The sequence below is a fragment of the Nocardioides sp. GCM10028917 genome, assembly GCF_042666175.1.
GTDB lineage: Bacteria > Actinomycetota > Actinomycetes > Propionibacteriales > Nocardioidaceae > Nocardioides.
Map to the genome: position 1 here is coordinate 98,698 of NZ_JBHTFL010000006.1, position 23,940 is coordinate 122,637.

The 23,940-nt window shown below is 73.2% G+C and carries 22 protein-coding genes; 9 read left to right on the forward strand and 13 right to left on the reverse strand.

Annotation, left to right across the window (positions count from 1 at the left end; genetic code table 11):
• Positions 1–47 precede the first annotated feature (47 nt).
• From ACFQW6_RS08115 to ACFQW6_RS08130, 4 genes are all read right to left on the reverse strand, one after another.
• Positions 48–3,959: a DNA polymerase III subunit alpha gene (locus ACFQW6_RS08115; protein WP_378543076.1), complete on the reverse strand. Its 3,912-nt coding sequence runs from the start codon at positions 3,957–3,959 to the stop codon at positions 48–50.
• A 12-nt stretch (positions 3,960–3,971) separates the two neighbouring features.
• On the reverse strand, positions 3,972–4,403 hold the full coding sequence (locus ACFQW6_RS08120) for an SAV_6107 family HEPN domain-containing protein (protein ID WP_378543078.1): 432 nt from the start codon (positions 4,401–4,403) through the stop codon (positions 3,972–3,974).
• 11 nt (positions 4,404–4,414) lie between these two features.
• Positions 4,415–4,741: a DUF6504 family protein gene (locus ACFQW6_RS08125; protein ID WP_378543080.1), complete on the reverse strand. Its 327-nt coding sequence runs from the start codon at positions 4,739–4,741 to the stop codon at positions 4,415–4,417.
• Positions 4,742–4,946: 205 nt separating this feature from the next.
• Positions 4,947–5,414 carry a hypothetical protein gene (locus ACFQW6_RS08130; RefSeq protein ID WP_378543082.1) on the reverse strand — a complete coding sequence of 156 codons (468 nt, stop codon included), beginning with the start codon at positions 5,412–5,414 and terminating at the stop codon, positions 4,947–4,949.
• 48 nt (positions 5,415–5,462) lie between these two features.
• On the opposite strand from ACFQW6_RS08130, the gene ACFQW6_RS08135 reads away from it, so the two are divergent.
• Genes ACFQW6_RS08135 through ACFQW6_RS08145 form a run of 3 tightly spaced genes read left to right on the forward strand, consistent with a single transcriptional unit; the run spans position 5,463 to position 7,871 of the window.
• A complete protein-coding gene (locus tag ACFQW6_RS08135; protein WP_378543084.1) occupies positions 5,463–5,936 on the forward strand; it encodes a YbaK/EbsC family protein in 474 nt (157 codons plus the stop codon).
• 13 nt (positions 5,937–5,949) lie between these two features.
• Positions 5,950–6,540, forward strand: a complete 591-nt coding sequence (locus ACFQW6_RS08140) for a DUF4126 domain-containing protein (protein WP_378543086.1) — start codon at positions 5,950–5,952, stop codon at positions 6,538–6,540.
• A gap of 20 nt (positions 6,541–6,560) precedes the next feature.
• Positions 6,561–7,871 carry a phytoene desaturase family protein gene (locus ACFQW6_RS08145; RefSeq protein ID WP_378543088.1) on the forward strand — a complete coding sequence of 437 codons (1,311 nt, stop codon included), beginning with the start codon at positions 6,561–6,563 and terminating at the stop codon, positions 7,869–7,871.
• Here ACFQW6_RS08145 and ACFQW6_RS08150 read toward each other — a convergent pair.
• Together ACFQW6_RS08150 and metF are read right to left on the reverse strand one after the other, a co-directional pair.
• Complete coding sequence (locus ACFQW6_RS08150) at positions 7,865–8,473, reverse strand: SIMPL domain-containing protein (RefSeq protein WP_378543090.1); 609 nt, start codon at positions 8,471–8,473, stop codon at positions 7,865–7,867. The two genes, ACFQW6_RS08145 and ACFQW6_RS08150, sit on opposite strands and share 7 nt — an antisense overlap.
• Positions 8,474–8,478: 5 nt before the next feature.
• Positions 8,479–9,369, reverse strand: a complete 891-nt coding sequence (gene metF / locus ACFQW6_RS08155) for a methylenetetrahydrofolate reductase [NAD(P)H] (protein WP_378543092.1) — start codon at positions 9,367–9,369, stop codon at positions 8,479–8,481.
• Between the two features lie 63 nt (positions 9,370–9,432).
• On the opposite strand from metF, the gene ACFQW6_RS08160 reads away from it, so the two are divergent.
• Complete coding sequence (locus tag ACFQW6_RS08160; RefSeq protein ID WP_378543094.1) at positions 9,433–10,497, forward strand: polyprenyl synthetase family protein; 1,065 nt, start codon at positions 9,433–9,435, stop codon at positions 10,495–10,497.
• A gap of 171 nt (positions 10,498–10,668) precedes the next feature.
• Here ACFQW6_RS08160 and ACFQW6_RS08165 read toward each other — a convergent pair whose 3' ends face one another.
• Genes ACFQW6_RS08165 through ACFQW6_RS08175 form a run of 3 tightly spaced genes read right to left on the reverse strand, consistent with a single transcriptional unit; the run spans position 10,669 to position 11,964 of the window.
• On the reverse strand, positions 10,669–11,103 hold the full coding sequence (locus ACFQW6_RS08165; protein ID WP_378543096.1) for a barstar family protein: 435 nt from the start codon (positions 11,101–11,103) through the stop codon (positions 10,669–10,671).
• A gap of 4 nt (positions 11,104–11,107) precedes the next feature.
• Complete coding sequence (locus tag ACFQW6_RS08170) at positions 11,108–11,593, reverse strand: ribonuclease domain-containing protein (RefSeq protein ID WP_378543098.1); 486 nt, start codon at positions 11,591–11,593, stop codon at positions 11,108–11,110.
• A complete protein-coding gene (locus ACFQW6_RS08175; RefSeq protein ID WP_378543100.1) occupies positions 11,593–11,964 on the reverse strand; it encodes an Rv2175c family DNA-binding protein in 372 nt (123 codons plus the stop codon). Before ACFQW6_RS08175 ends, ACFQW6_RS08170 begins: the two co-directional genes overlap by 1 nt.
• A 172-nt stretch (positions 11,965–12,136) precedes the next feature.
• Here ACFQW6_RS08175 and ACFQW6_RS08180 point away from each other — a divergent pair, with 172 nt between their 5' ends.
• The 5 genes from ACFQW6_RS08180 to ACFQW6_RS08200 all read left to right on the forward strand — a co-directional run bounded on the left by ACFQW6_RS08180 (position 12,137) and on the right by ACFQW6_RS08200 (position 18,368).
• Complete coding sequence (locus tag ACFQW6_RS08180) at positions 12,137–12,937, forward strand: family 16 glycosylhydrolase (protein WP_378543102.1); 801 nt, start codon at positions 12,137–12,139, stop codon at positions 12,935–12,937.
• A gap of 188 nt (positions 12,938–13,125) precedes the next feature.
• The gene (locus tag ACFQW6_RS08185) at positions 13,126–13,872 is read left to right on the forward strand and encodes a transglycosylase SLT domain-containing protein (protein WP_378543104.1); all 747 of its coding nucleotides are present in this window, start codon (positions 13,126–13,128) and stop codon (positions 13,870–13,872) included.
• Between the two features lie 149 nt (positions 13,873–14,021).
• Positions 14,022–16,208 (forward strand): PASTA domain-containing protein, encoded by a 2,187-nt coding sequence (locus ACFQW6_RS08190; protein ID WP_378543106.1) that lies wholly within the window; start codon positions 14,022–14,024, stop codon positions 16,206–16,208.
• Positions 16,209–16,225: 17 nt separating this feature from the next.
• Positions 16,226–17,125, forward strand: coding sequence for a DMT family transporter (locus ACFQW6_RS08195; RefSeq protein ID WP_378543108.1), 900 nt, complete (start codon positions 16,226–16,228; stop codon positions 17,123–17,125).
• 55 nt (positions 17,126–17,180) lie between these two features.
• On the forward strand, positions 17,181–18,368 hold the full coding sequence (locus ACFQW6_RS08200) for a hypothetical protein (RefSeq protein WP_378543110.1): 1,188 nt from the start codon (positions 17,181–17,183) through the stop codon (positions 18,366–18,368).
• Here ACFQW6_RS08200 and ACFQW6_RS08205 read toward each other — a convergent pair.
• The 4 genes from ACFQW6_RS08205 to ACFQW6_RS08220 form a co-directional block, all read right to left on the reverse strand.
• Entirely contained in the window at positions 18,346–19,347 is a 1,002-nt protein-coding gene (locus ACFQW6_RS08205; protein ID WP_378543111.1) for a threonine aldolase family protein, read from the reverse strand. The two genes, ACFQW6_RS08200 and ACFQW6_RS08205, sit on opposite strands and share 23 nt — an antisense overlap.
• A 193-nt stretch (positions 19,348–19,540) precedes the next feature.
• Positions 19,541–20,878: a class II 3-deoxy-7-phosphoheptulonate synthase gene (locus tag ACFQW6_RS08210; protein WP_378543113.1), complete on the reverse strand. Its 1,338-nt coding sequence runs from the start codon at positions 20,876–20,878 to the stop codon at positions 19,541–19,543.
• A gap of 87 nt (positions 20,879–20,965) precedes the next feature.
• Positions 20,966–22,339: a metallophosphoesterase family protein gene (locus ACFQW6_RS08215; RefSeq protein ID WP_378543115.1), complete on the reverse strand. Its 1,374-nt coding sequence runs from the start codon at positions 22,337–22,339 to the stop codon at positions 20,966–20,968.
• A gap of 50 nt (positions 22,340–22,389) precedes the next feature.
• Positions 22,390–23,850 carry an APC family permease gene (locus tag ACFQW6_RS08220; protein ID WP_378543117.1) on the reverse strand — a complete coding sequence of 487 codons (1,461 nt, stop codon included), beginning with the start codon at positions 23,848–23,850 and terminating at the stop codon, positions 22,390–22,392.
• Positions 23,851–23,940 lie beyond the last annotated feature (90 nt).

Consider the following 23,940-nt stretch of genomic DNA (forward strand, 5'->3'; position numbering starts at 1 on the left):
GCGGCCGGACGGGCCGCACGCGCAGCACGTGGGAGCGGTGACGTCGGTCATCCGGGGCTCCCGGGACTGCGGTGCCACAGGGTCCGGGACGGAGGTCGGTCGCCGACCCGGGCATCGTCGCCGGCGGCCGCACCGACCTTGCGCCCGACGTCGCGGGCGGGGTCACCGGCCGGCGCGACGTCGGCGTAGGGCGAGAGCCGGAAGCCGCTGGAGTGGACGAGGGCCCGCCTCACGGTCGGCTCACCCGCGCCCTCCGCCAGTGGCTCGGGCCGTCGGGCCAGCTCGGCGCGCACCTGCTCGAGCGCCTCGTCGGTGGTGCGGGCGCGTTGCCACAGCGCGTCCAGCGCGGGCAGGTCCCACGCGCCGGTCGCTCGCAGCGACACGCCTCGGCGGCCGGTGCGCCGCAGCTCGCCGCGCACGAGCAGCAACCAGGACGAGAACACGGTCGCGGCGTAGGGCCCCTGGGCGTCCTCGAAGAAGGTCGCGTCGACCGGTCCGGTCCCGTCGTCGAGGGTCAGGAACACCACCCGCCGCCCCGACCTGATCGGCGGCGTCTGGGTCGCGACCTTGACCCCGGCCACCACCAGCTCGGACCTGCTGCGCCGGCGCAGCAGGTCGCGGCTGCGCGTCACCCCGAGCGCATCGAGGAGCGAGGCGTAGGGCGTGACCGCGTGCTGGCTGACGTCGAGGCCCAGGATCTCCAGCTCGGCGCGCATCCGCTCGAGCGTCGTCATCTCCGGCAACCCGGTCGCCCGCTCCCCCGGCCGGCCCGGCTCGTCACCCAGCTCCAGCGTGAGCTGGACCGACTCGGCCCGGACCACCGGCCGCGGCGCCTGCGACTGCGCGGAGGCGCGTGCCCAGACGCCCGCCTCGGCCAGCGCGTGCCGCTCGGTCGACCGCGAACCGTCCCGCACCGTGGGGTCGGTGCTGTTGCGGGCAGCGGCGTCGGTCGCGGCAGCGGTCGCCGTCGACGGCACGCTCCGCCTGGTCAGGCCGCGACCCCGCGCTCGCGAGGCCCGGTCGACCAGACGCGCGTGGAGGTCGAGCTCGGCGACCTGCAGCAGCAGGTCGCGCCGCGTGGTCCGACCACGCCGGCCGAGGGCCTGCTCGCCCGTCGCGATGCCGTAGACACCGTCGAACCCGCCGGCCAGCACCAGGCGCTCGAGGGTCGGCCGGGAGACCCGGGCCCGGTGGAAGAAGTCGGACAGCGACGCGTAGCGGCCGCCCCCGCGTGCCTCGACGATGCGGGCCACCTCGGCTGCGCTGATGCCCTTGACGTCGGCGAGCGAGAGCCGGATCGCGTGGCTCCGCGGCCCGTCCCCGGTGTCGGCCCGCTCCACGACGTACGTCGATGCGCTGGCGTTGACGTCGAGCCCCCGCACGCCGACCCCGACCTGGCGGGCGTCGTCGAGGATCAGCCGCTTGGGGTACATGCCCGGGTCGTGGGTCAGCACCCCGGCGAGGAAGTGGGCCGGCCAGTGGGCCTTCAGCCACGCCGACTGGTAGGTCGGCAGGGCGAACGCGGCGGCGTGGGCCTTGCAGAAGCCGAACGACGCGAACGCCTCGAGGACCGTCCAGATGCGCTCGACCAGCGCCAGGTCGTAGCCCTGTCCCAGCGCCCGCGGGAGGAACCACGTCCTCGTCGCGGCCATCCCGTCGGTGGTCCCGAGCGCTCGGCGCTTCTCGTCGGCCTCGGCGTAGGAGACACCGCCGAACGTCGCGATGATCTCGATCACCTGCTCGTGGAAGACCACCACGCCGCGGGTGCCCTCGAGGATCGGGCGCAGGTCGTCGTGGAGGTAGTGGACGTCTCGCCACCCGTGCTTCGCCTCGAGGTAGGGCGTGATCATGTCGCTCTTGACCGGGCCGGGGCGGAAGAGCGAGATGTCGGTGATGATGTCGTCGAAGGTCTCGATGCCGGACTTCCCGACGAGCTCACGCTGTCCCGGTGACTCGATCTGGAACACGCCGAGCGTCTTCGCGCTGCTGATGAGGTCGTAGGTCGTGGCGTCGTCGAACGGCACCTGAGCCTCGTCGTCGAGGTCGACGTGAACCCCGTCGACACGGCGCACCTCGGCGACCGCGTGCGCCATCGCCGACTGCATCCGGATGCCGAGCACGTCGAGCTTGAGCAGGCCGAGCTCCTCGACATCGTCCTTGTCGAACTGGCTCATCGGGAAGCCGGCGTGGGACGCCTCGACGGGTGTGCGGTCGAGCAACGTCACGTCGGAGAGCAGCACCCCGCAGGGATGCATCGCGATGTGGCGCGGCAGCCCGTCGAGCCGCTCGACCAGGCCGAAGAAGCGGTCCAGCGCGCCGTCGCCGAGCCCGCTGGCCCTCAGCTCGGGCAGGTCGCGGAGCGCCGAGCGGGCGTCGCGGGCCCGGACGTGGGGGAACGCCTTCGCGATCGCGTCCACCTCTCCCGGAGGCATGCCGAGGGCGGCGCCGACGTCGCGGACGGCGTGGCGGACCCGGTAGGTGTCCATCATCGAGACGGTGACGCACCGCTCGCCGCCGAAGCGGTCGAGGATGGCGCGGTAGACCTCCTCGCGCCGCGCGGACTCCACGTCGACGTCGATGTCGGGCAGCGAGGCACGCAGGGGCGAGAGGAACCGCTCCATCAGCAGGCCGTGGCGGATCGGGTCGACCCCGGAGATGCCGAGCAGGTAGTTGACCAGGCTGCCGGCGCCCGACCCGCGCGCGGCACGACGTACGCCCATCTCGCCGATCAGGTCGGTGACGTCGGCGACGGTCAGGAAGTAGGACGCGTAGCCCAGGGACCGGATGGTCTCGAGCTCGTCGTCGAGCCGCTTCCAGACGCGCATCCTCGGGCCGGTGCCGTAGCGCCAGCCGATCGCCGCCTCGCAGCGGGCGCGCAGCAGGGCGTCGGCCGTGCGGTGCGGACCCGCCTCGGGGAGCTCGAGCTCCGGGAAGTGCACCTCGCCGATGCCGAGGTCGGTGCGCGGGTCGAGCGCGCACCGGTCCGCGGCCGCGCGCGTACGGGCGAGCAACCGCCTCGCCTCCCGCGCGCTGTCGCCCAGCCCGGCGAGGCGGCAGATCTCGTCGGCCACCTCCTGCATCTGCTTCCCGGTCTTGAGGAATCCCTCGGCGTTGCCGCGCGTGCCGTCGGGACCGACGTCACGCAGCCCGGCCGAGCCCAGCGGCACCAGCCGCCGGGCCGCGTCGAGCACGTCGACCGTCGGCGCGTCGAGCCGGTCGGCGTAGCGCACCGCGTTGGTCAGCACCGTCGTGAGGCCGGCGCGGCGGGCGAGGCCGGCCATCCGCGCGGCGTGGGCAGACGTACCCGGCCCCCAGGCACCCGCGCGGCCGCCGAGCCGGTGGGACACCAGTCCGACGACGAGATTGGCACGCGGCACCACCTCCAGCCATGGCGCGAGCACCGCCGGGCCGAGGTCGTCGCGGCGCCGGGTGGCGACCGCGCCCACCTCCGAGGACGGCCCGAGCAGCACGAGCACGTCACCGCCGGCAAGGTGGGGGGCCAGCAGGTCGAGCGTCGCGACGGGTCGCCCGCGCTCGCCGGACAGGTGCACCGAGGACACCATCCGGCACAGCGCCGCCCAGCCAGCCCTTCCCATGGCCAGGAACGTGACGCGGGCGCTGCCCCCCGGCAGCTGGGACGGATCACGGGACACGCCACCGCGCGCCGGTGCCGGACGTCGGGGCGGGCGCCCACCGCCGCCCCTGACCGCCGCCCCTCCGGTCGCCGCGTCGGTGGTCGGCGCGACCGCGAGGTCGACCCCGAGCACCGGCCGGATGCCGGCCCGGCGGGCGGCGCCGACGAACTTGACGGCGCCGTAGGTCCCGTCACGATCGGTGAGCGCAAGGGTGTCCATCCCGTGCTCGGCAGCCCGCTGGACGAGCACGTGGGGGTGGGACGCGCCGTATCGCAGGGAGAACCCGGAGGCGACGTGGAGGTGGACGAACGGGTCTGACGACACCTCGCCCCGCCCTCAGGCGACGCTGGCGTGCGGGACCAGGCCGAGCGCCTGCTCGACCACGGCGAGGAACCGGTCGGCGTCGCGCACCAGGTCGTCGGCCTCCCGCTCGGTCACGGCCCGGGTCGACCCGGCCTCGGCGGCCGCCCGCTTGCCGGCACCGGCGGCGAAGAAGCTCGCCCACTCCGTCAGCTCGGGCGCCACCTCGGCGAGCAGGACCCACGCGTTCTTCTGTCGGCGGCCCCGGGGAGCCGGGCGGGCCCGGGCCGCGAGCAGGGCTGCCGCGGCACAGAGCGCCGCGACGTGGGCGCAGGCGTACCGAGTCGGCACGTCGCGCGCCGTGATGGAGTCGCGGAGCGACGTCGCGGAACGCTCGAGGTAGGAGTGCGCGGTGGCCGGGAGCAGGTGCGGTCCGGCGGAGGGACCGGGGCTGGTCGTGGAGGTCATGGCGCCGGCCCTCAGTCCAGGCACCCGACGAGCTGCCAGCGCCCGTCGGACCAGTCGAAGGAGAGGTCGAAGACACCGTAGGACTGCTGGTCGCCGGCCTGCTGCCGTCCGCCCTGGATCCCGCGGCCGGCCTCCACCCGCCACAGCTCTCGCTCGGCGACGAGATCGGTCGGGGTCCTCGACTGCTCGCCGTCGGTCGCCCCCTGCCACCAGGGACCGGTCTCCACCCAGTGCGCGACGACCGCGCGCACCTTCCACAACCTGCCTCGCCACAGGAACTGGTCGGGGTCCTCAGCCTCGCCTCGTCGCACCTCGACGGGGTCGTCGTACTGCCTCATCGCGCCTCCTCGCATCCGTCGACCCCGGGCCGACCCGGGGGGCGGTGGGGGTCGAGGTCACCGCCACCCGGGTCGCATCGAACACCTGTTCGAACAACCACAACGGTACTCCCCCCCACCGACAACCCGTCAAGGGCCGGCGCGACTTCTGGGGACGAAGTCCGGATACGAACGGAGGTGAGCGGCGGACGGGCGCGGAAGGTCGTCAGACCCGACGCAGGTACGCGGTCGTCTCGCGCTGCCAGAGGAAGAACGAGAGCACCAGGCCCTCGACGATCACCAGGGCCGACAGCACGACGAAGACGACGGGGAGGTTGCTGTCGAGGCAGACCACGCCGACCAGGACACCGACGCCCGCGGTGGCGGTGAGCACCGGACGGGTCCAGCCGTAGCCGCCCACGAAGAAGGAGCCGAGCACGAGCACCAGCGCAGCGAAGCCGACGAACGCGACGACCGAGAGCGCGACGAAGCCCGGCACGATGGGGCTCTCCCGCAACATCTCGATGCCACCCTGGGCGAGCAGCTCCTGCGCCGACGGGTTGCCCTTCGCCCAGCCGAGGATGACGTCGTCGCGCCTCAACCAGATCAGCAGCGTGATCACGCCGGACGTCGCCACGATCAGTCCGAGCACTCGCAAGCTGTTGACCACGGATCCCGGCAGGTCGCGCGCCATGGTGAAGTCCCCCTGAGGCTGGTCGTCGTTCGTCGCTAGGCTCGCATCATGTCGACCGAGCACGCATCGATCACCTCATTTCGAGGCGACCTCACCCGGCGCGGAGGCACCGGTGACGTGGTCATCCTGCCCGAGAGCGCCCACACTGCCGCACTCGCCGCGGCGGCGCTCGGCTGTGAGGTCGGCGCCATCGCCAACAGCCTGCTCTTCGACGGTGACGGCGAGCCCGTCCTGGTCCTCACCTCCGGTGCCCACCGCGTCGACACGGCGCTGGTCGCCGAACGCATCGGCGTGACCCGGCTCCGGCGTGCCGACCCCGACTTCGTGCGCCGGCACACCGGCCAGGTGATCGGGGGCGTCTCCCCCATCGACCACCCGGCGCCGATCCGCACCTGGATCGACCCGTGGCTGCGTCGGCACGACGTGGTGTGGGCGGCGGCCGGCCACCCGGCCGCGGTGTTCTCGACGTCGTACGACGAGCTGGTGGCGATGACCGGCGCGGTCGAGGTCGAGGTGGACTGATGGGGGCCCGCTGATGGACGCACTGGCCCTCACCTTCTCCAGCGGGTGGGCGAGCGGCATCAACGCCTACCTCGTCGTGCTGGTGCTGGGCATCGCCGACCGGGTCGGCTCCTACTCCGACATCCCCGACGTCCTGGGCCGGTGGGACGTGCTGGCCGCGGCCGGCTTCATGTTCGCGATGGAGTTCGTCGCCGACAAGATCCCCTACATCGACTCGACGTGGGACGCGATCTCCACCGCGATCCGGCCGACCGTCGGCGCGGTCATCGGCGTGCTGCTCGCCGGCGACGCCACGTCGCTGGACCAGGCCGTCCTCGGCGTGGTGGGCGGCGGCACCGCACTGCTGAGCCACCTGGCGAAGGCGGGCGGCCGGCTGGCCATCAACTCCTCCCCCGAGCCGGTGACCAACGTCGGTGCCAGCCTGACCGAGGACGCCACGGTGCTCGGCGTGGTGTGGTTCTCGCTCGAGCACCCGCAAGCGGCTGCCGCGATCGCCGGCGTCCTGCTCCTGGCCGGCCTGGGCCTGCTGCTGGTCCTCAGCCGGCTGGTGCGCCGCGGGTGGCGGCGCTGGAAGAACAAGGAGCCCGTCGACCGGACGACCTAGGGGACGCCTAGGGTTCCCTCGTGGCTCGTGTGGCGGTGGTGGGAGGCGGCTTCAGCGGCATGGCAGCCGCTGCCCGGCTGGCCAGGCTGGGCCACGAGGTCACCCTCCTCGAGCGCGCCGAGCACCTCGGCGGGGCACTGACCACGGTCGAGCACGACGACTTCGCCTGGGACGCCGGACCGACCACGACGCTCCTGCCAGCGGTCGTGCGCGACCTGTTCCGCAAGTCGGGCCGCCCGCTCGAGCGGGAGGTCGACCTCCAGCCGCTCGACCTGGTCCGCGAGCACCGCTTCGCCGACGGTTCGTCGGTGCGCCTGCCCGGCGGCTCGCGAGCCGCCCAGCACGCGGCCTTCGAGTCCCTCGGTGCGGGCCTGGGTCGGCAGTGGGTCGACCACGTGGCGTCGTACGGCGAGCCGTGGGAGCTGCTGCGCAAGGAGTGGTACGAGCGGCCCTTCGACCCCGACGTCGCGCCACGCGAGCTCGTGGCGCTGCTCGACCGGCGCGAGTCGCTGCACAAGCGGCTGCGTCGGTCGCTCGGCGACGAGCGGCTGCGCCTGGTCGCGGGGCACCGGCTCGTCATGGACGGTCACGACCTGCGGCGGGCGCCGGTGCTCGCCGGCGTCGACGTCTACCTCGAGCAGCGGTTCGGCTCGTGGACCGTCCCCGGCGGGCTCGCCGCCCTCGGCGTGGCGATGGCCGACCGCCTCGCGCTGCGCGGCGTCACCGTGCTGACCGGTACGCAGGCGATGGACCTCGTCGTGCGCGACGGTCGGGTCGCGGCGGTCCGCGCCGCGGGCAGCGAGGTCGACGCCGACCACGTGGTCGTCGCGATCGACCCGCGACGGCTGCCCGCTCTCGCGTCGTACGTCCGGCGCTCGATGCCCGCCTTCCCGCCGGTCGTGTGCCACGTGGGGCTCGAGGGCGAGCTGCCCGACCTGCCCCACGAGGTGGTGCTCCACGGCGACCCGCTTCTGGTGGTGCGCCCGGGTGGCCGGGCGCCGGACGGTGCTGCGGCGTGGACGGTGCTGGCACGAGGCCTCGTCGCCGAGGACGTCCTCACGGCGCTGGCGCGCCACGGCCTCGACGTCCGCCGACAGGTCGTCGCCCGCGTGGACCGCACCCCGCGCGACCTCGTCGAGGCATGGGGCGGCTCGCCCCACGGCGTCCAGTGGCAGGGTCCGCGCACAGCCCGCTCGCGTCTGGGCCCGCGGACGCCGATCGCGGGCGTGCTGGCCGTCGGGGCGCACGCCACCACCGGGTCCGGCCTGCCGTTCGCCGGCCTCAGCGCCGCACTGGTCGCCGAGATGGTCGGCCGGGCCCCACGTCAGTAGGCGAGCTCCCACACCACCGTGACGGTCGTGCTGACCGACGCCTCGCCCGGCTCGAGGCCGTCGGCTGACGCGCGGGCCAGCGCGATCTTCGGCATCGGCGAGGGGCCGCGGTGGGCATCGCCCTCGACGATCGTCTGCACGGCACCGAGTCCCGCACCGGCGAGCCGGGCCAGCTGGGCGGCGCGCTCGCGCGCGTCGTGGAAGGCGGCCTCGCGGGCCTTGTCACCGGCTCTGTGGTCCTCGGTGACCTCCAGCGCCACGCCGTCGATCGCGAGCGAGTCACCGACCTCACCCGCCAGGTCGGCCACGAGCGCACCGGCGGCCGCCAGGTTCGGGCAGGCGATGGCGTAGGAGTGGCGCGCCTCGTAACCGGCCTCGCGCCCCTCGTGGTCGCGGGCGGGCCACACGGAGATGCCGGACGAGGCGACCCGGGTCTCCTCGGTGTGGCGGTGCGCGACCTCGACGACGGTGGCGGCGGCGGCTGCCATCGCTGCATGGGCCTCCGCGACGCCGCTCCCCCGCGCCACGGCCGCGAGCCGCACCACGGCGCTGTCCGGCACGACGGTGACGACGCCGGTCCCGGTCACGGTGACGGTCTGCACGCGCGTCAGACGGTGATCTGCAGGTTGGCGAAGATCTCGCGCGTCGCCTTGGACCGGTTGAGCGTGTAGAAGTGGAGGCCCGGAGCTCCGGCGTCGAGCAGCGTCTCGCACAGCTCGGTCGCGATCGCGATGCCCTCGGCCCGGAGCCGGGCCGGGTCGTCGGCGTACGGCGTGAGGCGGGCGGTGATCTCCTCGGGCAGCTGTCGGCGCGAGAGCTCCACCATCCGCTCCATCGAGCGGAGGTTCAGGATCGGCATGATCCCCGGGATGATCGGCAGGTCGGCGCCGACGGCCCGCGCGCGCTCCACGAGCGCGACGTAGTCGCTGGCGCGCAGCACCATGTCGGTGACCGCGAACTCCGCACCGGCGTCGTGCTTGGCGCGAAGCACGCGCGCGTCCGCGTCGAGGTCCGCTGCCTCGACGTGGCCCTCGGGGAAGGCGGCGACGCCGATGCGCATGTCGGTCCGCTCGCGGATCAGCGCGACCAGCTCGTTGGCGTAGGTCAGCCCACCCTCCGTCGGCGTCCACGGCGTGCCCGGACCGCCCGGCGGGTCGCCCCGCAGCGCCATCACGTGCTCGACGCCCGCTCGGCCGAGGTCGTCGAGGATCGCGGCGATCTCGTCGGTCGTGTGCCCGACGCAGGTCAGGTGGGCGACCGGGAGCATGCTGGTCTCCCGGGCGATCCGCTCGGTGATCGCCACGGTGCGGTCGCGCGTCGTGCCGCCCGCGCCGTAGGTCACCGACACGAACGTCGGCCCGTAGGGCTCGAGGTCCGTGATCGCCTGCCACAGCTGCTGCTCGCCGGCCTCGTCCTTGGGCGGGAAGAACTCGAAGGAGAACGACCGGTCGCCGCGCGCGAGCAGCTCGCGCATGCTCTGTCCCCGTGCTTGCGTCATGCGCAACAGCGTACGGACGACCGCGCCGTCATCGGCGCGGTGTCCAATGTCTAGGCTGAACTGGTGACGACCTGGGACCCCGCCGACCTCCGCGACCGGGTCCAGCAGGTGCTGGATGCCTTCCTCGACGAGCGGGCGGCCGAGCTCGCCCCGCTCGGTCCCGACGCCGGTCGCCTGATCGCCGAGGCACGGACGGCCGTCAGCGGGGGCAAGCGGTTCCGCGCGGCCTTCTGCCACTGGGGCCACCGGGCCATCCGGCCGTCAGTGGACGACGACGCCGCGCTGGCCCGGGCGTGCGCCTCGCTGGAGGTGCTGCACGCCAGCGCGCTCGTCCACGACGACTTCATGGACGCCTCCGACACCCGGCGCGGCCGGCCGGCGACCCATCGCGCGTTCGAGGCCGAGCACCGTGCCGCGGGGTGGCGCGGCGACCCCGAGCAGTACGGTGCCGCCGCCGCGATCCTGCTCGGCGACCTCCTCCTCGGCTGGGCCGAGGACATGCTGCGCCGCAGCGGGTTCCCCGCCGACGAGGTCGCTCCCGGCCTGGCCATCTTCGAGCAGTGCCGCAACGAGGTCATCGCGGGCCAGTTCCTCGACGTCTCCGTGCAGGCGCGCGGCCGGGCGGACGTCGACACGGCGATGACGGTGCTGCGCTACAAGTCCGCCAAGTACTCCATCGAGCGCCCGATACACATCGGGGCCGCCCTCGCCGGGGCCACCCCCGGCCAGCTCGAGCAGCTCGGCCGCTTCGGCCTGCCCCTGGGCGAGGCCTTCCAGCTGCGCGACGACCTGCTCGGGGTGTTCGGCGACCCGGAGGAGACGGGCAAGCCGGCCGGCGACGACCTGGTGGAGGGCAAGCGCACGGTGCTCGTCGCCCTCGCCCTCGATGCCGCTCCCCGCGCCGCGGCCGAGCGCCTCGACGCCGCGCTGGGCACGCCGCTCACCGGCACCGACGTCGACGAGCTGCGCGGCATTATCGACGACTCCGGGGCGCGCGCGCAGGTCGAGGCCGTGATCGGGCAGCTGTCCGAGCACGCGGTCGAGGCGCTCCGGGCAGCCGACATCGACGCACACGCACGCGACGTGCTCGTCGAGCTGGCGGCAGCGGCGACCCAGCGAACGGTTTGATGGGCTCGGTCTAATGGGCTCGCTCCGCTCGCCGTGTCCGCGGCGCTCGTGACCCGCTCGTTCGTCGTCGCGCCCGCGGCCTCCCCCGCTCCGCTCCTCCGGCCTTGGCGCTCCTCCTGCACTCGCGGGCGCGCGCGGACCCCTCGGGCACGGGCGTCCCGGTCAGTCCGCTCAGTCCAGGCTGGTGACCCCGGGCACGACGGGGCCGTCGCCCCGCAGCAGCACGGTGAACGGCACGCCTCGCTCGTCGTTGACCCGGGAGCCCAGCACGCTGAGCGCGATGCTGAAGGCCTTCTCGTCCGCCCGGGCGAGCGTCGACCAGCCGTCCCACAGCAGGACGACTCCGTCGCGACCGCTCCCGATGTCGTGGAGGCAGTCGGCGAGGGCGTCGAAGTTCTGCCCGTAGTGGTCCGGGAAGTCCAGCGCCTCGCCGACCGCCGCGAGGAAGGCCGGCTTCGTGTCCGCGCCGGTCCAGCCGTCCACCCAGCCGAAGCCCCAACCGGCGTGCTCGACGGCGTGGCGGACGTCGGCGACGTCGAACGCCCCGTGCCACCGATGGATCCCCGGGGGTTCGTGCCCTGCCAGGACCGCTGCGAGTCCGCTCACGTCCCTACCTCCTGATGAGTGAGAACGAGCTGTAGTGGTCGTCGGTCCAGTAGAGCTCCTCGCCGTCGCCCGCCACGATGCGGCGCGCACCGCGGTGGTCGACGCCGGGGGTGGGGACCGTGTACTCCCGGTAGTAGCCCATCGGCCGGTCGGGCAGCAGCTCCTCGCGGTTGCCGAAGGTGCCGCCGTCGTGGTCGGGCTCGGGGAACGGGCCGCCGGCGTCGATGAGCTCGACCGTCCGTCCCGCCTCGGGCGGGAGAGCAGCCAGGCGTACGACGGGCAGGCCGCTCGCCGCGTCGGTCGCGGTCGCGTCGTCCCGGGACGGGGCGGTGGTCGGGGACGGGGACGAGGAGGTCGACCGGGAGTCGCCCTCCGGGTCCTCGTCGCCCTGACCGCCGCCGGCGACCAGCCAGGCGACGAGCATCGTCGCCGCCGCGAGGAGCAGCAGCCAGCGGTAGCGCTGCCTGCCCGTCGACGCGGCCTCGGCCATCAGTACTCCAGCACCTGGGCGCGGCGCTTGACCTCGCTGCCGCGGTTCTCGCGGAGGGCGTCGATCGGACGCCCCGGGAGGTCGTCGTCGGTGAAGAGCCAGGCGATGCACTCGCGGTCGTCGAAGCGGTGGTCGTGCAGGAGAACCAGCAGGCCGGACAGCCCCTTGACCACCAGGCCGTCCTGGATGAAGTCGGCCGGCACCTTGGGGCCGGCACCCGGAACGGGCACCGCGGCGGCGAGCTCGTGCTCGCGGATCATCGTGCGCACCTTGCCCGGCGTCACGCCGAGCAGCTCGGCGACCTGGTTCCAGTCGAGCCACTCGGGGACGAGGGCAGCCAGGTCACGATCGGCGAGGGGAACGCCACTCATGCGCGTACTCGCTTCGCTCCGTGCGCGCACGAGGCACATGTCAGGCTGTGTTCGACTATTCCTTCGCTGCGCTCAGTCATGCCCGCAGCCTATGAGAGCGCCGCTGCGGCAGCGAAGTCCTGCGAGGCCGCCGAAGTTGTCACCCCGGCGGGTGGTCCGTACCGTGCCGTGGATGCACCCCCTCCGATCCGCTCTCGCTGCAGCCCTCGTGGGCCTGCTGGCGCTCACGCTCTCCCCGGTCGTGGGCCCCGCCTCGGCCGACCACTACGACGGCGCGCCCGGCCCGGTCCACGCCGGCAACACGTTCGGCTGGTACCAGCACGGCGTGTTCCGCCAGGAGTTCATCGGCCCCAAGCCGGGCTTCTGGAAGAAGCAGGGCCGCGGCGTGGTCCGCACCCAGAACGGCATGCTCACCCTGATGAGCACCAAGCGGGGCAGCGTGTCGGCCACCCTCGACCTCAAGGGCCACACCTACGGTCGCTGGGAGGTCCGGATGCGCGCCCGCACCATGGCGAAGGTCAAGGGCGGCAAGCCGTTCAAGGTCGTCACCGAGCTGGTTCCCGGCGGCACCCGCGCGCAGCACTGCGGCGGCCGTGACATCGGCATCGAGAACTTCACGCTCGGCACCAACACGGTGAAGTCGTACGTCCACACGCTCCCCAACAGCTCCTACCGCGGCTTCCTCGGCCGCCACCTGCGCAACGACCGCTGGCACACGTACGCCGTCGAGGTCGCCAAGGACCACGTCTCCTGGTTCGTCGACGCCCACGTCATCCACACCGAGCGCCGCACCGAGGCGCTCGACCCCGTGCCGCGGCAGCTGAAGTTCGAGCTGCGCGCGAAGAAGGGCACGACGATGGACCCGGCCCGGATGCAGATGGACTGGATGCGCTACTGGTCGATGCGCGCCCCCAACGAGAAGTCCATCAAGGCTCCCCAGCTCGAGCTCAGCACGTTCAACGGCGCCTGCTGACCGGCCCCACCCGGAGCAACCACACGAGGCAACCCACGCGCGGCGGCCGTGGCCGGGGCGACACGCCCGGCCCGGGCGCCGTTCGTCTCCCGAGGCCCACAGTGGCTAGCGTCGACTGCTCGTTCGCGCGCTTCCCTCCCGCGGGCCTCGAACCCTCGGGCGCAGCGGACGTGACGAGGAGCGACCCCGTGCCCCCACACCCCCGACCAGCCGAACCGTTCCGCCGGCTCGCGCGGTGCGCCGCGGGCCTCGTGCTCGCCGCGACCACGCTGACGAGCCTGGCCACCCCCGCCCACGCCGACCACGAGCGGCTCCCGTCCGGCCGCACGCTGGTGTCGTACGTCGTCGAGCCGGGAGACACCGTCTCGGGTCTCGCGGTGGAGCTCCACGCGTGGACGGCCGAGATCGTCTCGCACAACCATCTCGGCAGGAACGGCGCGCTGCAGGTCGGCCAGCGGATCGAGATCCCGGTCGTCGGCAAGGTCGGCGGCAGCACGCAGACGGCCATGTGGCAGCACCCGGACGGGGACCGCGAGAAGGTCCGCCGCGTGGTCGCCGGCGCTGCGCGCAACCACGGCGTCGACCCGCAGCTCGCGCTCGCCGTGTCGTGGCAGGAGTCCGGGTGGCAGATGGGCCTCGTCTCGCACGCCGACGCCGTCGGTGCCATGCAGGTGCTGCCCTCGACGGGACGCTGGATGGAGCACTACGCAGGGCGTCCGCTCGAGCTGGAGAAGCTCGGCGACAACGCCACGGCCGGCGTGCTGCTGCTCAAGGTGCTCTCGCGCCACACCCACCGTCGTACGCACAAGATCGGCGCGTACTACCAGGGCCTCGGCGCGGTGCGGCGGCACGGCTTGTACGACGAGACCCGGACGTACGTCGCCAACGTCGAGGCGATCAAGCGCCGGCTCGAGGCCGGTCGGCCACCGTCCTGAGGCCTGCATGCCGCTCTCGGTCCCGGCCGCGCCCGCGTCGGGCGCCACGCCGGAGCCGCGCCTGAGCGTGGGCGCAGGCGCTGCTTCCGTACGATGGGCGGGCCGGATCCTTCCCCGTCACGCCTCCGGTCCGGCATGGAGGTCGATCAGTGGAGCCACTCGAGCACGCCCGCGCAACCGCGCCCGGCGCCGCTGGCGACCCCCTGGTCGGACGGCTGCTGGACGGCCGCTACCGCATCCTCGCCCGGGTGGCTCGCGGTGGCATGGCCAGTGTCTACGAAGCCACCGACACCCGGCTCGACCGCACCGTTGCGGTCAAGGTGATGCACCCCGGCCTCGGCGACGACCAGGAGTTCGCCCAGCGCTTCGTGCGTGAGGCGCGCGCCGCCGCCCGCCTCAACCACCCTCACGTCGTGGGGGTCTACGACCAGGGCGACGACACCTCCGACGGCACCGACACGATCTTCCTGGTGATGGAGTACGTCCCGGGCCACACCCTCCGCGACGTCCTGCGCAAGGAGGCGCCGATGCCGCCCGCGCGGGCGCTGGCCCTGCTCGAGCCGGTCGTCTCCGCGCTCGCCGCCGCGCACCGGGCCGGGCTCGTCCACCGCGACGTGAAGCCGGAGAACGTCCTCATCGCCGACGAGGCGCACGGTGGCACCGTCAAGGTCGCCGACTTCGGCCTCGCGAAGGCGGTCAGCGCCGACACCCAGCACACCGCGACCGGGGGCGTGCTCATCGGCACCGTCTCCTACCTCGCACCGGAGCTGGTCATCGACGGCCGCTCCGACGCCCGGGCCGACGTCTACGCGGTGGGCGTGGTGCTCTACGAGCTGCTGACCGGCAGGAAGCCCCACGAGGGCGAGTCGCCGATCCAGGTGGCCTACCGCCACGTCCACCACGACGTGCCGATGCCGTCGCTGGTCGAGCCCGGCATCCCCGACTACGTCGACGCCTTGGTGGCGCGCGCGACCTCCCGCGACCGCGACCAGCGCCCGGCCGACGCCACCGTGCTGCTGCACCACCTCCACCGGGTCGAGCAGGCGCTGCGGGAGGGCCTGCACTCCGACCCGGAGCTGGCCACCGACCTGCTCCCCCGGCGCGCGGTCGAGGCGGTCGACGGGTCACCCTCCGCCGACGACACCACCCCCGAGCCCTTCGACGCCGGCGCGCTCGCGCTGCTGACCGCGGTCGACCCGCGCGACTCGGGCCTCGTGGACGACGGCACCCCCGACCGCACGACGGCCCTCGAGCGGCACCCCGCTCCTCCGGTCGGACCGGCCGGGACCGACGAGCCGGCCGGTGGCCCTGTCACCGAGCCGATGCGCACCGCGACCCCTCCCACGGGAGCCGCGACCACCACCCTCCCGGCCGCGCGGACCACCGCGCGACCGGCCCCCGGTCGTGCCCCGACCCGGGTCGCACCGGTCGAGACGACCGCGCGCCGCAGGTCGAGGAAGGGCCCGCTGCTCCTCCTGCTGTCGCTGCTGCTGGTCGGTGGCGTCGCTGCCGGTGCGTGGTGGTTCGGCTGGGAGCGGTACACCACCACCCCCGGCGTGCTGGGCCTCGACGAGGCCGCCGCCACCGTCGAGCTGGAGGACGCCGGCCTCCGGGCCGAGGCGGGCGAGCCGGCGTACAGCGAGAACGTCACCGCCGGGCTGGTCATCGCCACCGACCCGGGACCGGGCGGCAAGGCGCTGGACGGTGGCACCGTGACCCTGACCCTGTCGCTGGGCCCGGAGCGCTACGACGTGCCCGACCTCGCCGGGCAGACCGAGGACCAGGCCCAGGACGCGCTCGCCGCGACCAACCTCTCCTTCGGCGCGAGCAAGGGGCGCTGGAGCGAGACGGTGCCCGAGGGACAGGTCATCCGGACGTCACCGAAGGCCGGCACCACCCTCAAGCCCGGCGCCGACGTGGACCTCGTGCTCAGCCGCGGCCGCAAGCCGATCGAGGTGAAGGACTGGACGGGCAGGTCGTTCGACGACGCCTCGGCCGCCCTCGAGAAGCGCGGGCTGCAGGTCAGCGTCGCCGGCGAGGAGTACAGCGACACCGTCGCGGAGGGCGACGTCATCTCGCAGGACCCGCCTACTGCCAGCCTCTACCGCGGCGACACGGTGTCGTTCGTGGTCTCCCTCGGCCCCGAGCTGGTCGAGGTGCCGCGGGTGCAGGCCATGGGCGTCGAGGCCGCGACCGAGCTGCTCGAGGGCCTCGGCTTCGAGGTCGAGACCAAGGAGTCGGACACCTACCTCGGGCTCGGCTTCGTCGCCAGCTCCGACCCCGGGTCCGGCGAGGAGGTCCCGAAGGGCTCCACGATCACGCTGTTCCTCGTCTGACCACCTAGATTTCGTCCGTGCACGCCGAGCAGACCCGTCGTACGTCCCTGCTCGCGGCGGCCGCCCTGCTCGCCCTGGCCGCGTGCTGGGGCTCGACGTTCTTCCTGATCAAGGACCTCCTCGTCCGGGTCCCGACGCTCGACTTCCTGGCGCTGCGGTTCGCGATCGCCTCGCTCGCCCTGCTGGTGGTCGCGCCGAAGGCGCTCAGCCGGCTCTCCCCCGTCGTCCGCCGCCACGCGGCGGTCCTCGGCCTGCTCTACGGCGTCGCCCAGATCCTCCAGACCGCCGGCCTGGCGCACACCCCCGCGAGCATCAGCGGGTTCGTCACGGGCCTGTACGTCGTGTGCACCCCGCTGCTGGCCGCCGCGATCCTCGGCACCCGGATCCCGCCGATCACCTGGGCGGCCGTCGTGCTCGCGACCGTCGGGCTCGGTGTGCTCGCGCTCAACGGGCTCAGCATCGGCTACGGCGAGCTGATCACCCTGGCGTCGGCGGTGCTCTACGCGCTGCACATCGTCGGGCTCGGCGCGTGGTCGACCGCCCAGGACGCCGTCGGCATGACGATCCTCCAGGTCATGGTGATCGCGGTGGTCTGCACGGCCGCGACGGCCCACGACGGGATCGTGCTGCCCGACCGGGCCGCCGACTGGTGGTCGGTGCTCTACATGGCGGTGGTGGTCGGCGCGCTCGGCCTGCTTGGCCAGACGTGGGCGCAGGCACACCTCCCGCCGACGCGCAGCGCCATCATCATGAGCATGGAGCCGGTGTTCGCCGCGTTCTTCGCGGTCTGGCTCGGCGGCGAGGACCTCACGACCCGGCTGCTGCTGGGCGGGTCGATGGTCCTGCTCGCGATGCTGACCGTCGAGCTCGCCCCGCGCCGGGTGGTGGAGGGCGAGGTCCCGCACATCGCCGTGTAGGACCCCGTCCCACGGGTGGGACCCCGCATGGGTCCGTCCCCCTATCGTGGGGCCCGTGGACACGTGCGTGGCGTGCGGCGCCGAGCTGGGGGTGGGGCGGTTCTGCCTCAACTGTGGGCACCGCATCGGTGCGCCCGCTCCGGTCCGCCTCGACCCGGCACCGGCCGCGTCGCCGACGGTGACCGCGACTGCTCCTGCTCCTGCTCCTGCTCGCGAGCGTCCGGCTCCGGCCGACGAGGTGCCGCCGGCGTCATCCGGCTCCACCGCCGCACCCGCTGACGACTCCCCTGGCTACTCCCCTGGCTACTCCACTGACGACTCCGCCGACTCGACCGTCGACGACGGCCCCGGGCCGTGCACGGACAGCCCCCCGGCCGCCGTCGTCCCGCCCGTCCAGGCGGCCGACCCCACGCCGGTCCCACCGACCAGCCCGCCCGGCGTCGTACCTGACGAGGCGGATCCGCCCTCACTGCGTCCGACGTGGGACCCTCACGAGGACCTGCTGCCCTACGAGGAGGTCGACGACGTCGAGGGCGACCTCCCGGTGCACGGCCTGGCGTGGCTCGGGTGGGTCCTGGGCGCCGCGCTGCTGGTGGGGCTGGCCTTCCTGCTCCTGCAGGTCTTCGACACGGACGGCGACGAGGTCGCCACCGATCCCGCCGACGGCGCGACGGGCACCTCGCAGGCGCCGGACCCCGACGCCGGGCAGGGCGACGGCAGCACGGAGCCGACGGACGACGGCGAGGCACCGGCCGGTGTCGGGAAGGCGCTCGACCTGGCCCGCGGCGCGACGTTCGAGGTGCCCGCCACGGCGCCGCCGACCACCGACTTCGACGGCAACCTGGTGGCCTACGAGGCGAGCCAGATGGGGGACGGCAACCCGGCCACGGCGTGGCGCACGGCCGGCGACGCGACCGGCGAGACCATCACGGTCACGCTGACCGAGCCCGGCGTCGTCACCCGGGTCGGACTGATCAACGGCTATGCCAAGCAGGTCGCCGGCGTCGACTGGTACCCCAACAACCGGCGCATCGTCGCCGTCACCTGGGGCTTCGACGACGGCTCGTCGATCGAGCAGACCTTCGCCGAGCAACCGGCCGTGCAGCGCCTCAAGGTCCCGCCGGTGGAGACCGCGACGGTCACCATCACGATCACCGGCGTGACGCCGCCCGGCGCCGGCAGCCTCGGTCGCGACTACACCGCGATCAGCGAGGTGAGCGTCACCGGGCGGCGAGCCGGCTGAGCACCACGGCCGCACGCTCGGCGTCCGGGCGAGAGACGTCGAGGTGGGTCACCAGGCGTACGGTGCGAGGTCCCACGGCGGCGATGCGCACGCCCTCGGCCGCAGCACGCTCGACGAACGACGCGGCGTCCTGGCGCTCGACGACGACGATGTTGGTGTCGATGCCCTCCGGGTCGAGCCCCAGCGCCTCGCCGAGCAGCCGGGCGTTGGCGTGGTCGTCGGCCAGCCGCTCGACGTGGTGGTCGAGGGCGTACGCACCAGCCGCCGCGAGCACGCCGACCTGACGCATCCCGCCGCCCATCCGCTTGCGCCGCACCCGGGCCTCGGCGATCGCGTCCGCCGAGCCGACCATCAGCGACCCGATCGGCGCGCCGAGGCCCTTGGACAGGCACACCGCGAGCACGTCGGTGACGCGGCCGTAGTCCGCCAGCGGCGTCCCGGTGGCGACGTGCGCGTTCCACAGCCGCGCGCCGTCGAGGTGGACCTTGGTCTGCTGGGACTCGGCCCACGCCCGCAGCGCCCGCAGGTCCTCGATCGGCAGCACCGCCCCGCCCGCGAAGTTGTGGGTGTTCTCCACCGACACCGCGGCCGTGCGCACGAAGAACGGACCCATGTCAGGGGCGTGCATCGCCTCGATCGCCGGCAGGTCCACCTGGCCGCGCGCCTTCGTCCAGGTGCGCATCGTGAGACCGGTGATGGCACCGTGGGCGCCGAGCTCGGCGCGGGCGATGTGGGCCGACGACTCGCACAGCACCTCCTCGCCGGGCGCCACCACGCTCGCCACCGCGAGCACGTTGGCCATCGAGCCGGTCGGGGTGAACAGCGCGGACTCGTGACCGAACATCCCCGCGACCCGCTCCTCCAACGCCGCGACCGTGGGGTCCTCGCCGTAGACGTCGTCGCCCACCTCCGCGCGGGCCATCGCCTCGCGCATCGCGTCGGTCGGGCGGGTCAGGGTGTCGGAGCGCAGGTCGATCACGGCGCCATCCCATCACGGCCGTCCGCGCGCTCCGTCCAGCGGTGCGTGAGACACGTTCTGACGCCGCAGAACCTGCGTCACGCACCGCTCGTACGCCGACAGCCCGGCCGCCGGTGCGTGAGACACGTTCTGCGGGCGCAAGACCTGCGTCACGCACCGCCCGTACGACGCGGGCGAGAGGCGAAGAGGGCGCTCAGGCCTTGCGCAGCATCTCCGCCACGAGGAAGGAGAGCTCGAGGGACTGGACCCGGTTGAGGCGGGGGTCGCAGACCGACTCGTAGCGGTGGGCCAGGCCCACCTCGTCGATCTCCTCGCCGCCGCCGACGCACTCGGTGACGTCGTCGCCGGTGAGCTCGACGTGGACGCCACCGGGCCAGGTGCCGAGGCTGCGGTGCACGTCGAAGAAGCCCTGCACCTCGTCGATGACGTCGTCGAACCGGCGGGTCTTGTAGCCCGAGGACGCCTCGAAGGTGTTGCCGTGCATCGGGTCGCAGACCCACGCGACGTTGAGGCCCTCGGCGGTGACCTTCTCCACGAGGGCGGGCAGCCCGTCACGGATCTTGCCGGCGCCGAAGCGGGTGATGAAGGTGAGCCGGCCCGGCGTGTTGTCGGGGTTGAGGCGCGCGGCGTAGGCGAGCGCGTCGTCCGGCGTCGTGGTGGGGCCGAGCTTGATGCCGATCGGGTTCTTGATCTTCGACAGCAGCTCGATGTGGGGGCCGTCGAGCTGGCGCGTGCGCTCACCGATCCACACGAAGTGCGCGGACACGTTGTAGGGCTGGTCGGTGCGCGAGTCGATGCGGGTCAGCGCCTGCTCGTACTCCAGCAGCAGCGCCTCGTGGCTGGAGTGGAAGTCGACGCGGTGGAACTCGTCCGGGTCGGCGCCGATCGCCTTCATGAAGGTGAGCGCGCGCTCGATCTCGTCGGCCACCGCCTCGTAGCGCTGCCCGAACGGCGACGTCTGCACGAAGTCGGTGTTCCAGGTGTGGACCTGGCGGAGGTCGGCGTAGCCACCGGTGACGAACGCGCGGACCAGGTTGAGCGTGGCGGCCGAGGAGTTGTAGACGTCCACGAGCCGCTGCGGGTCCGGGATGCGCGCCTCGGGCGTGAAGTCGTAGCCGTTGACCGCGTCGCCGCGGTAGGCCGGGAGAGTCACGCCATCGCGGGTCTCGAGATCACTGCTGCGCGGCTTGGCGTACTGGCCGGCGAGGCGGCCCAGCTTCACGACGGGGACCGAGGCGGCGTACGTCAGGACGACCGCCATCTGCAGCAGCACGCGCAGCTTGTTGCGGACGTTGTCGGCGGTGACGCCGGCGAAGGTCTCGGCGCAGTCGCCGCCTTGGAGCAGGAAGGCCTCGCCGCGCGTCACCGCGGCGATCTTGGCGGTCAGGTCGTCGCACTCACCCGCGAAGACGAGCGGCGGCACGGTCCGCAGTCGGGCCACGGCAGCGTCGACGGCCCCGGGGTCGGGATAGGTCGGCTGCTGCTTCGGCCCGAGGGCGTGGAGCTGCTCGAGGGTGGGGATCGCGGTCACTCGACAAGGGTACGGCGCGCGCGCCGCCTCGCCCGAACCGTGACCGACCCCTGAACGCGTGACGCCGCGCACGCCGGGCGGGGGTCCTCAGCCGCGCGGTGCGAGCACGCCCGCGGCGTCGTCGACGCGCATTCCTCCCGAACGGGTGCGGCTGGCGACGAGGGTGCCGGTGACGACGGACGCGTCGGGGTAGCTGATGTGACCGGGCGCGCCCTGGCGCGACGTGGTCCACAGCCGGTCGCCGAACCCGATCTCCCCGCGGAACTGGTGGTTCTCCAGCACCAACCTGTCCGCGGTCGCCTGACCCACGACGTACGACGCCTCGCCGCGGTAGAACAGCGACCCGTGCGACACCTCGAGGATGCCGTCGCGCGTGCGGACGGTCTGGTCGTGGACCTCACCGCTGAGGTACACGTCGACACCGCCGTCGACCATCGTGCGCCAGAGCTCGGACGCACGGCCCTTCTCGTAGACCAGGTGGGTCGAGTTGCGGACCCGCACCGCGCCCGGCATCGGGGTGTGGCCCTGGACCATCACCCACGGCACGTCGTCCTTGCGGGCGCTGCGCAGCACGCCGCGCAGCCAGCGCAGCTGCGCCTCGTCGACGGAGATGTGGACGTTGCCCCCACGGCGCTCGAAGACGTCGAGCGTCACGAGGAGGACGTCGGGATCGAGCCGCACCGCGTAGGCCGTGCGCCTCGCCGGCCCCCGCTGCGGGCGGTCGGCGAACCGAGGTCGGCCGTCGCTGCCGGACAGCGCGTGGTCGGCGAAGATGCGCTTGAACTGGGGGATGTGACGTCGCTTGAAGTCGACCCACGCGTCGCGTCGCCCGACCCGCCACGGGTCGTCGCCCATCTCGTGGTCCCCGACGGCCGGGTACGTCGTCAGGTCGCGGTCGGCGAACCTCTCGAGCCAGGCCGGGTAGTAGACGTCGGCGGCTCGGCGCCAGGCCCGCAGGCGCTGGGCCTGCGTCCGCACGGGACCGAACACACCCGTCCTCGAGTCGTCGCGGCCCCAGCGGCCCTCGACGAGGTCGCCGGGGACGAGCACGTCACGCGTGTCGTGGGAGGCCATCTCGTCGATCACCCGGTCGAGAGCGGACTCGTAGGACGCGTTCGTCGAGTTGGCGATCTCTCCCGTGGCCTTGACGACGTGGGTGCGACGGCCGTCGGCCGTGAGGTCTGCGACGTCCTGGTTGAGGAAGTCAGGGGCCGAGACGAACCGGTAGGCCCCGGCGAGCTGGGGCGCGGGCGGCACCGAAGGCCGCTCGCGCGGGCCGCGCGCGGTAGCCGGCGCGAGCAGGTCGCCGGTCGGCTCGAACGGCGACACGACGCTCGTGGGCGCGGGATCGTCCACGGCCGGCGCCGCGCTCGCGGGAGGCGCGGGCGGCGTGCCCGTCGAGCACCCGAGCGCACCTGCCACCAGCACGGCCAGCACCGGGGCCACACGTCGTCGAGTCACTCGGCCAACCGTAGACGGCGGGCCCGTCGGTGACACGCAGCACCCGCTGGTCAGCGTGCGTCGTCCTCCATGTGCTCGATGTCGCGGAAGCCGGTCTTCTTGGCACGCACGCCCCGGTTGGTCAGCCACGTCAGCACCCAGAGCACCAGGCCGACGGCCATCATCAGGCCGGCGATCCGGTACTGCTCGTTGTCCGCGCGCGCCCACGGACCCGCCAGGAAGGCGCAGGTCAGCGCGCCGATCACCGGGAGGATCGTCGGCGCCCGGAAGTGGTCGTGCTCGACGGGCTGCTTGCGCAGCACGAGGAGCGCGATGTTGACGACGGTGAACACGCACAGGAGGAGGAGCGCGGTGGTGCCGCCGAGCAGGGTGATCTGGGCGAGCCCGTCCTCCGACGCGCTGGCCCGGACGACGTAGATGATCAGGCCGAAGGACAGCAACGTCGTGAAGATGATCGCCACCCACGGCGTACGCCGGGTGGCGTGCACCTTTCCGAGCGAGCGGGGCAGCACGTCCTGGTTGGCCATCCCGTAGAGCAGGCGGCTGGCCATCAGCATGTTGATGAGCGCCGAGTTGGCGACTGCGAACATGCCGATGAAGGGGAAGATCTTGTCGAAGGGCAGGTCGGGTGCGCCGGCGGCCACGACCTGGTTGAGAGCCGGCCCGAGGTCGGCGTTGGTGAGGTCACCGACCGGGACGAGCGCCACCGCCGTGATGGAGACCAGCAGGTAGATCACCCCGGTGATGCCGAGGCCGGTCAGCATCATCTTCGGGAAGTCGCGGATCGGGTCCTGACACTCCTCGGCCATGTTGACCGAGTCCTCGAAGCCGACCATCGCGAAGAACGCCAGTGACGTCGCGGCCGTGATGGCAAGGAACGTGCTCTTGTCGCTGGGGCTCTCGAAGACCATGACCCGCGAGAAGTCGGCGTTGCCCTGGGTGACTGCGTACATGCCGATGAAGATGATGAGCAGGAGACCGGACAGCTCGACGAGGGTGAGCACGACGTTGGCCTTGACGCTCTCCCCGACACCGCGGAAGTTGACCGCTGCCACGAGGGCCATGAATCCCAGGGCGAGCAGCATGATGCCGATGCCCCCGGCCGGGAGGTCGAGCGAGAACCCGGCGTTGACGAAGCCGGCGAAGGCGTTGGAGGCGGTCGAGGCCGAGGTGATGCCGGAGCTCATGACGGCGAAGGCGACCAGGAACGTGACGAAGTGGATGCCGAACGCCTTGTGGGTGTAGAGCGCGGCCCCGGCGGCCTGGGGGTACTTGGTGACCAGCTCGAGGTAGGAGAACGCCGTGATGGTCGCGACGGCGAACGCCGCCAGGAACGGTGCCCATGCTGCGCCCCCGACCTCGCCGGCGACGCTGCCGGTCAGGGCGTACACACCCGTGCCCAGGATGTCGCCCACGATGAACAGCAGCAGGAGCCTGGGGCCGATGACCCGCTTCAGCTCGGTGTGCTGCGGACCGTTGACGTCGTGCTGCCTGGCTTCCGTCGCGCTCATGGTGACTCCCCTCATCGGCCCGTGCAGCGCACGGCGTCCTCTCAACAATGGACTCGGCGCCGGGGCGTGGCAACCACCACCGCACCCTGA

Coding starts and splice junctions, on each gene's coding strand:
- ACFQW6_RS08120 (WP_378543078.1), bottom strand. CDS start 4,403: ATGACCTCCACGACCAGCCCCGGTCCCTCCGCCGGACCGCACCTGCTC.
- ACFQW6_RS08140 (WP_378543086.1), top strand. CDS start 5,950: ATGGACGCACTGGCCCTCACCTTCTCCAGCGGGTGGGCGAGCGGCATC.
- metF (WP_378543092.1), bottom strand. CDS start 9,369: ATGACGCAAGCACGGGGACAGAGCATGCGCGAGCTGCTCGCGCGCGGC.
- ACFQW6_RS08180 (WP_378543102.1), top strand. CDS start 12,137: ATGCACCCCCTCCGATCCGCTCTCGCTGCAGCCCTCGTGGGCCTGCTG.
- ACFQW6_RS08135 (WP_378543084.1), top strand. CDS start 5,463: ATGTCGACCGAGCACGCATCGATCACCTCATTTCGAGGCGACCTCACC.
- ACFQW6_RS08130 (WP_378543082.1), bottom strand. CDS start 5,414: ATGGCGCGCGACCTGCCGGGATCCGTGGTCAACAGCTTGCGAGTGCTC.
- ACFQW6_RS08125 (WP_378543080.1), bottom strand. CDS start 4,741: ATGAGGCAGTACGACGACCCCGTCGAGGTGCGACGAGGCGAGGCTGAG.
- ACFQW6_RS08220 (WP_378543117.1), bottom strand. CDS start 23,850: ATGAGCGCGACGGAAGCCAGGCAGCACGACGTCAACGGTCCGCAGCAC.
- ACFQW6_RS08170 (WP_378543098.1), bottom strand. CDS start 11,593: ATGGCCGAGGCCGCGTCGACGGGCAGGCAGCGCTACCGCTGGCTGCTG.
- ACFQW6_RS08175 (WP_378543100.1), bottom strand. CDS start 11,964: ATGAGTGGCGTTCCCCTCGCCGATCGTGACCTGGCTGCCCTCGTCCCC.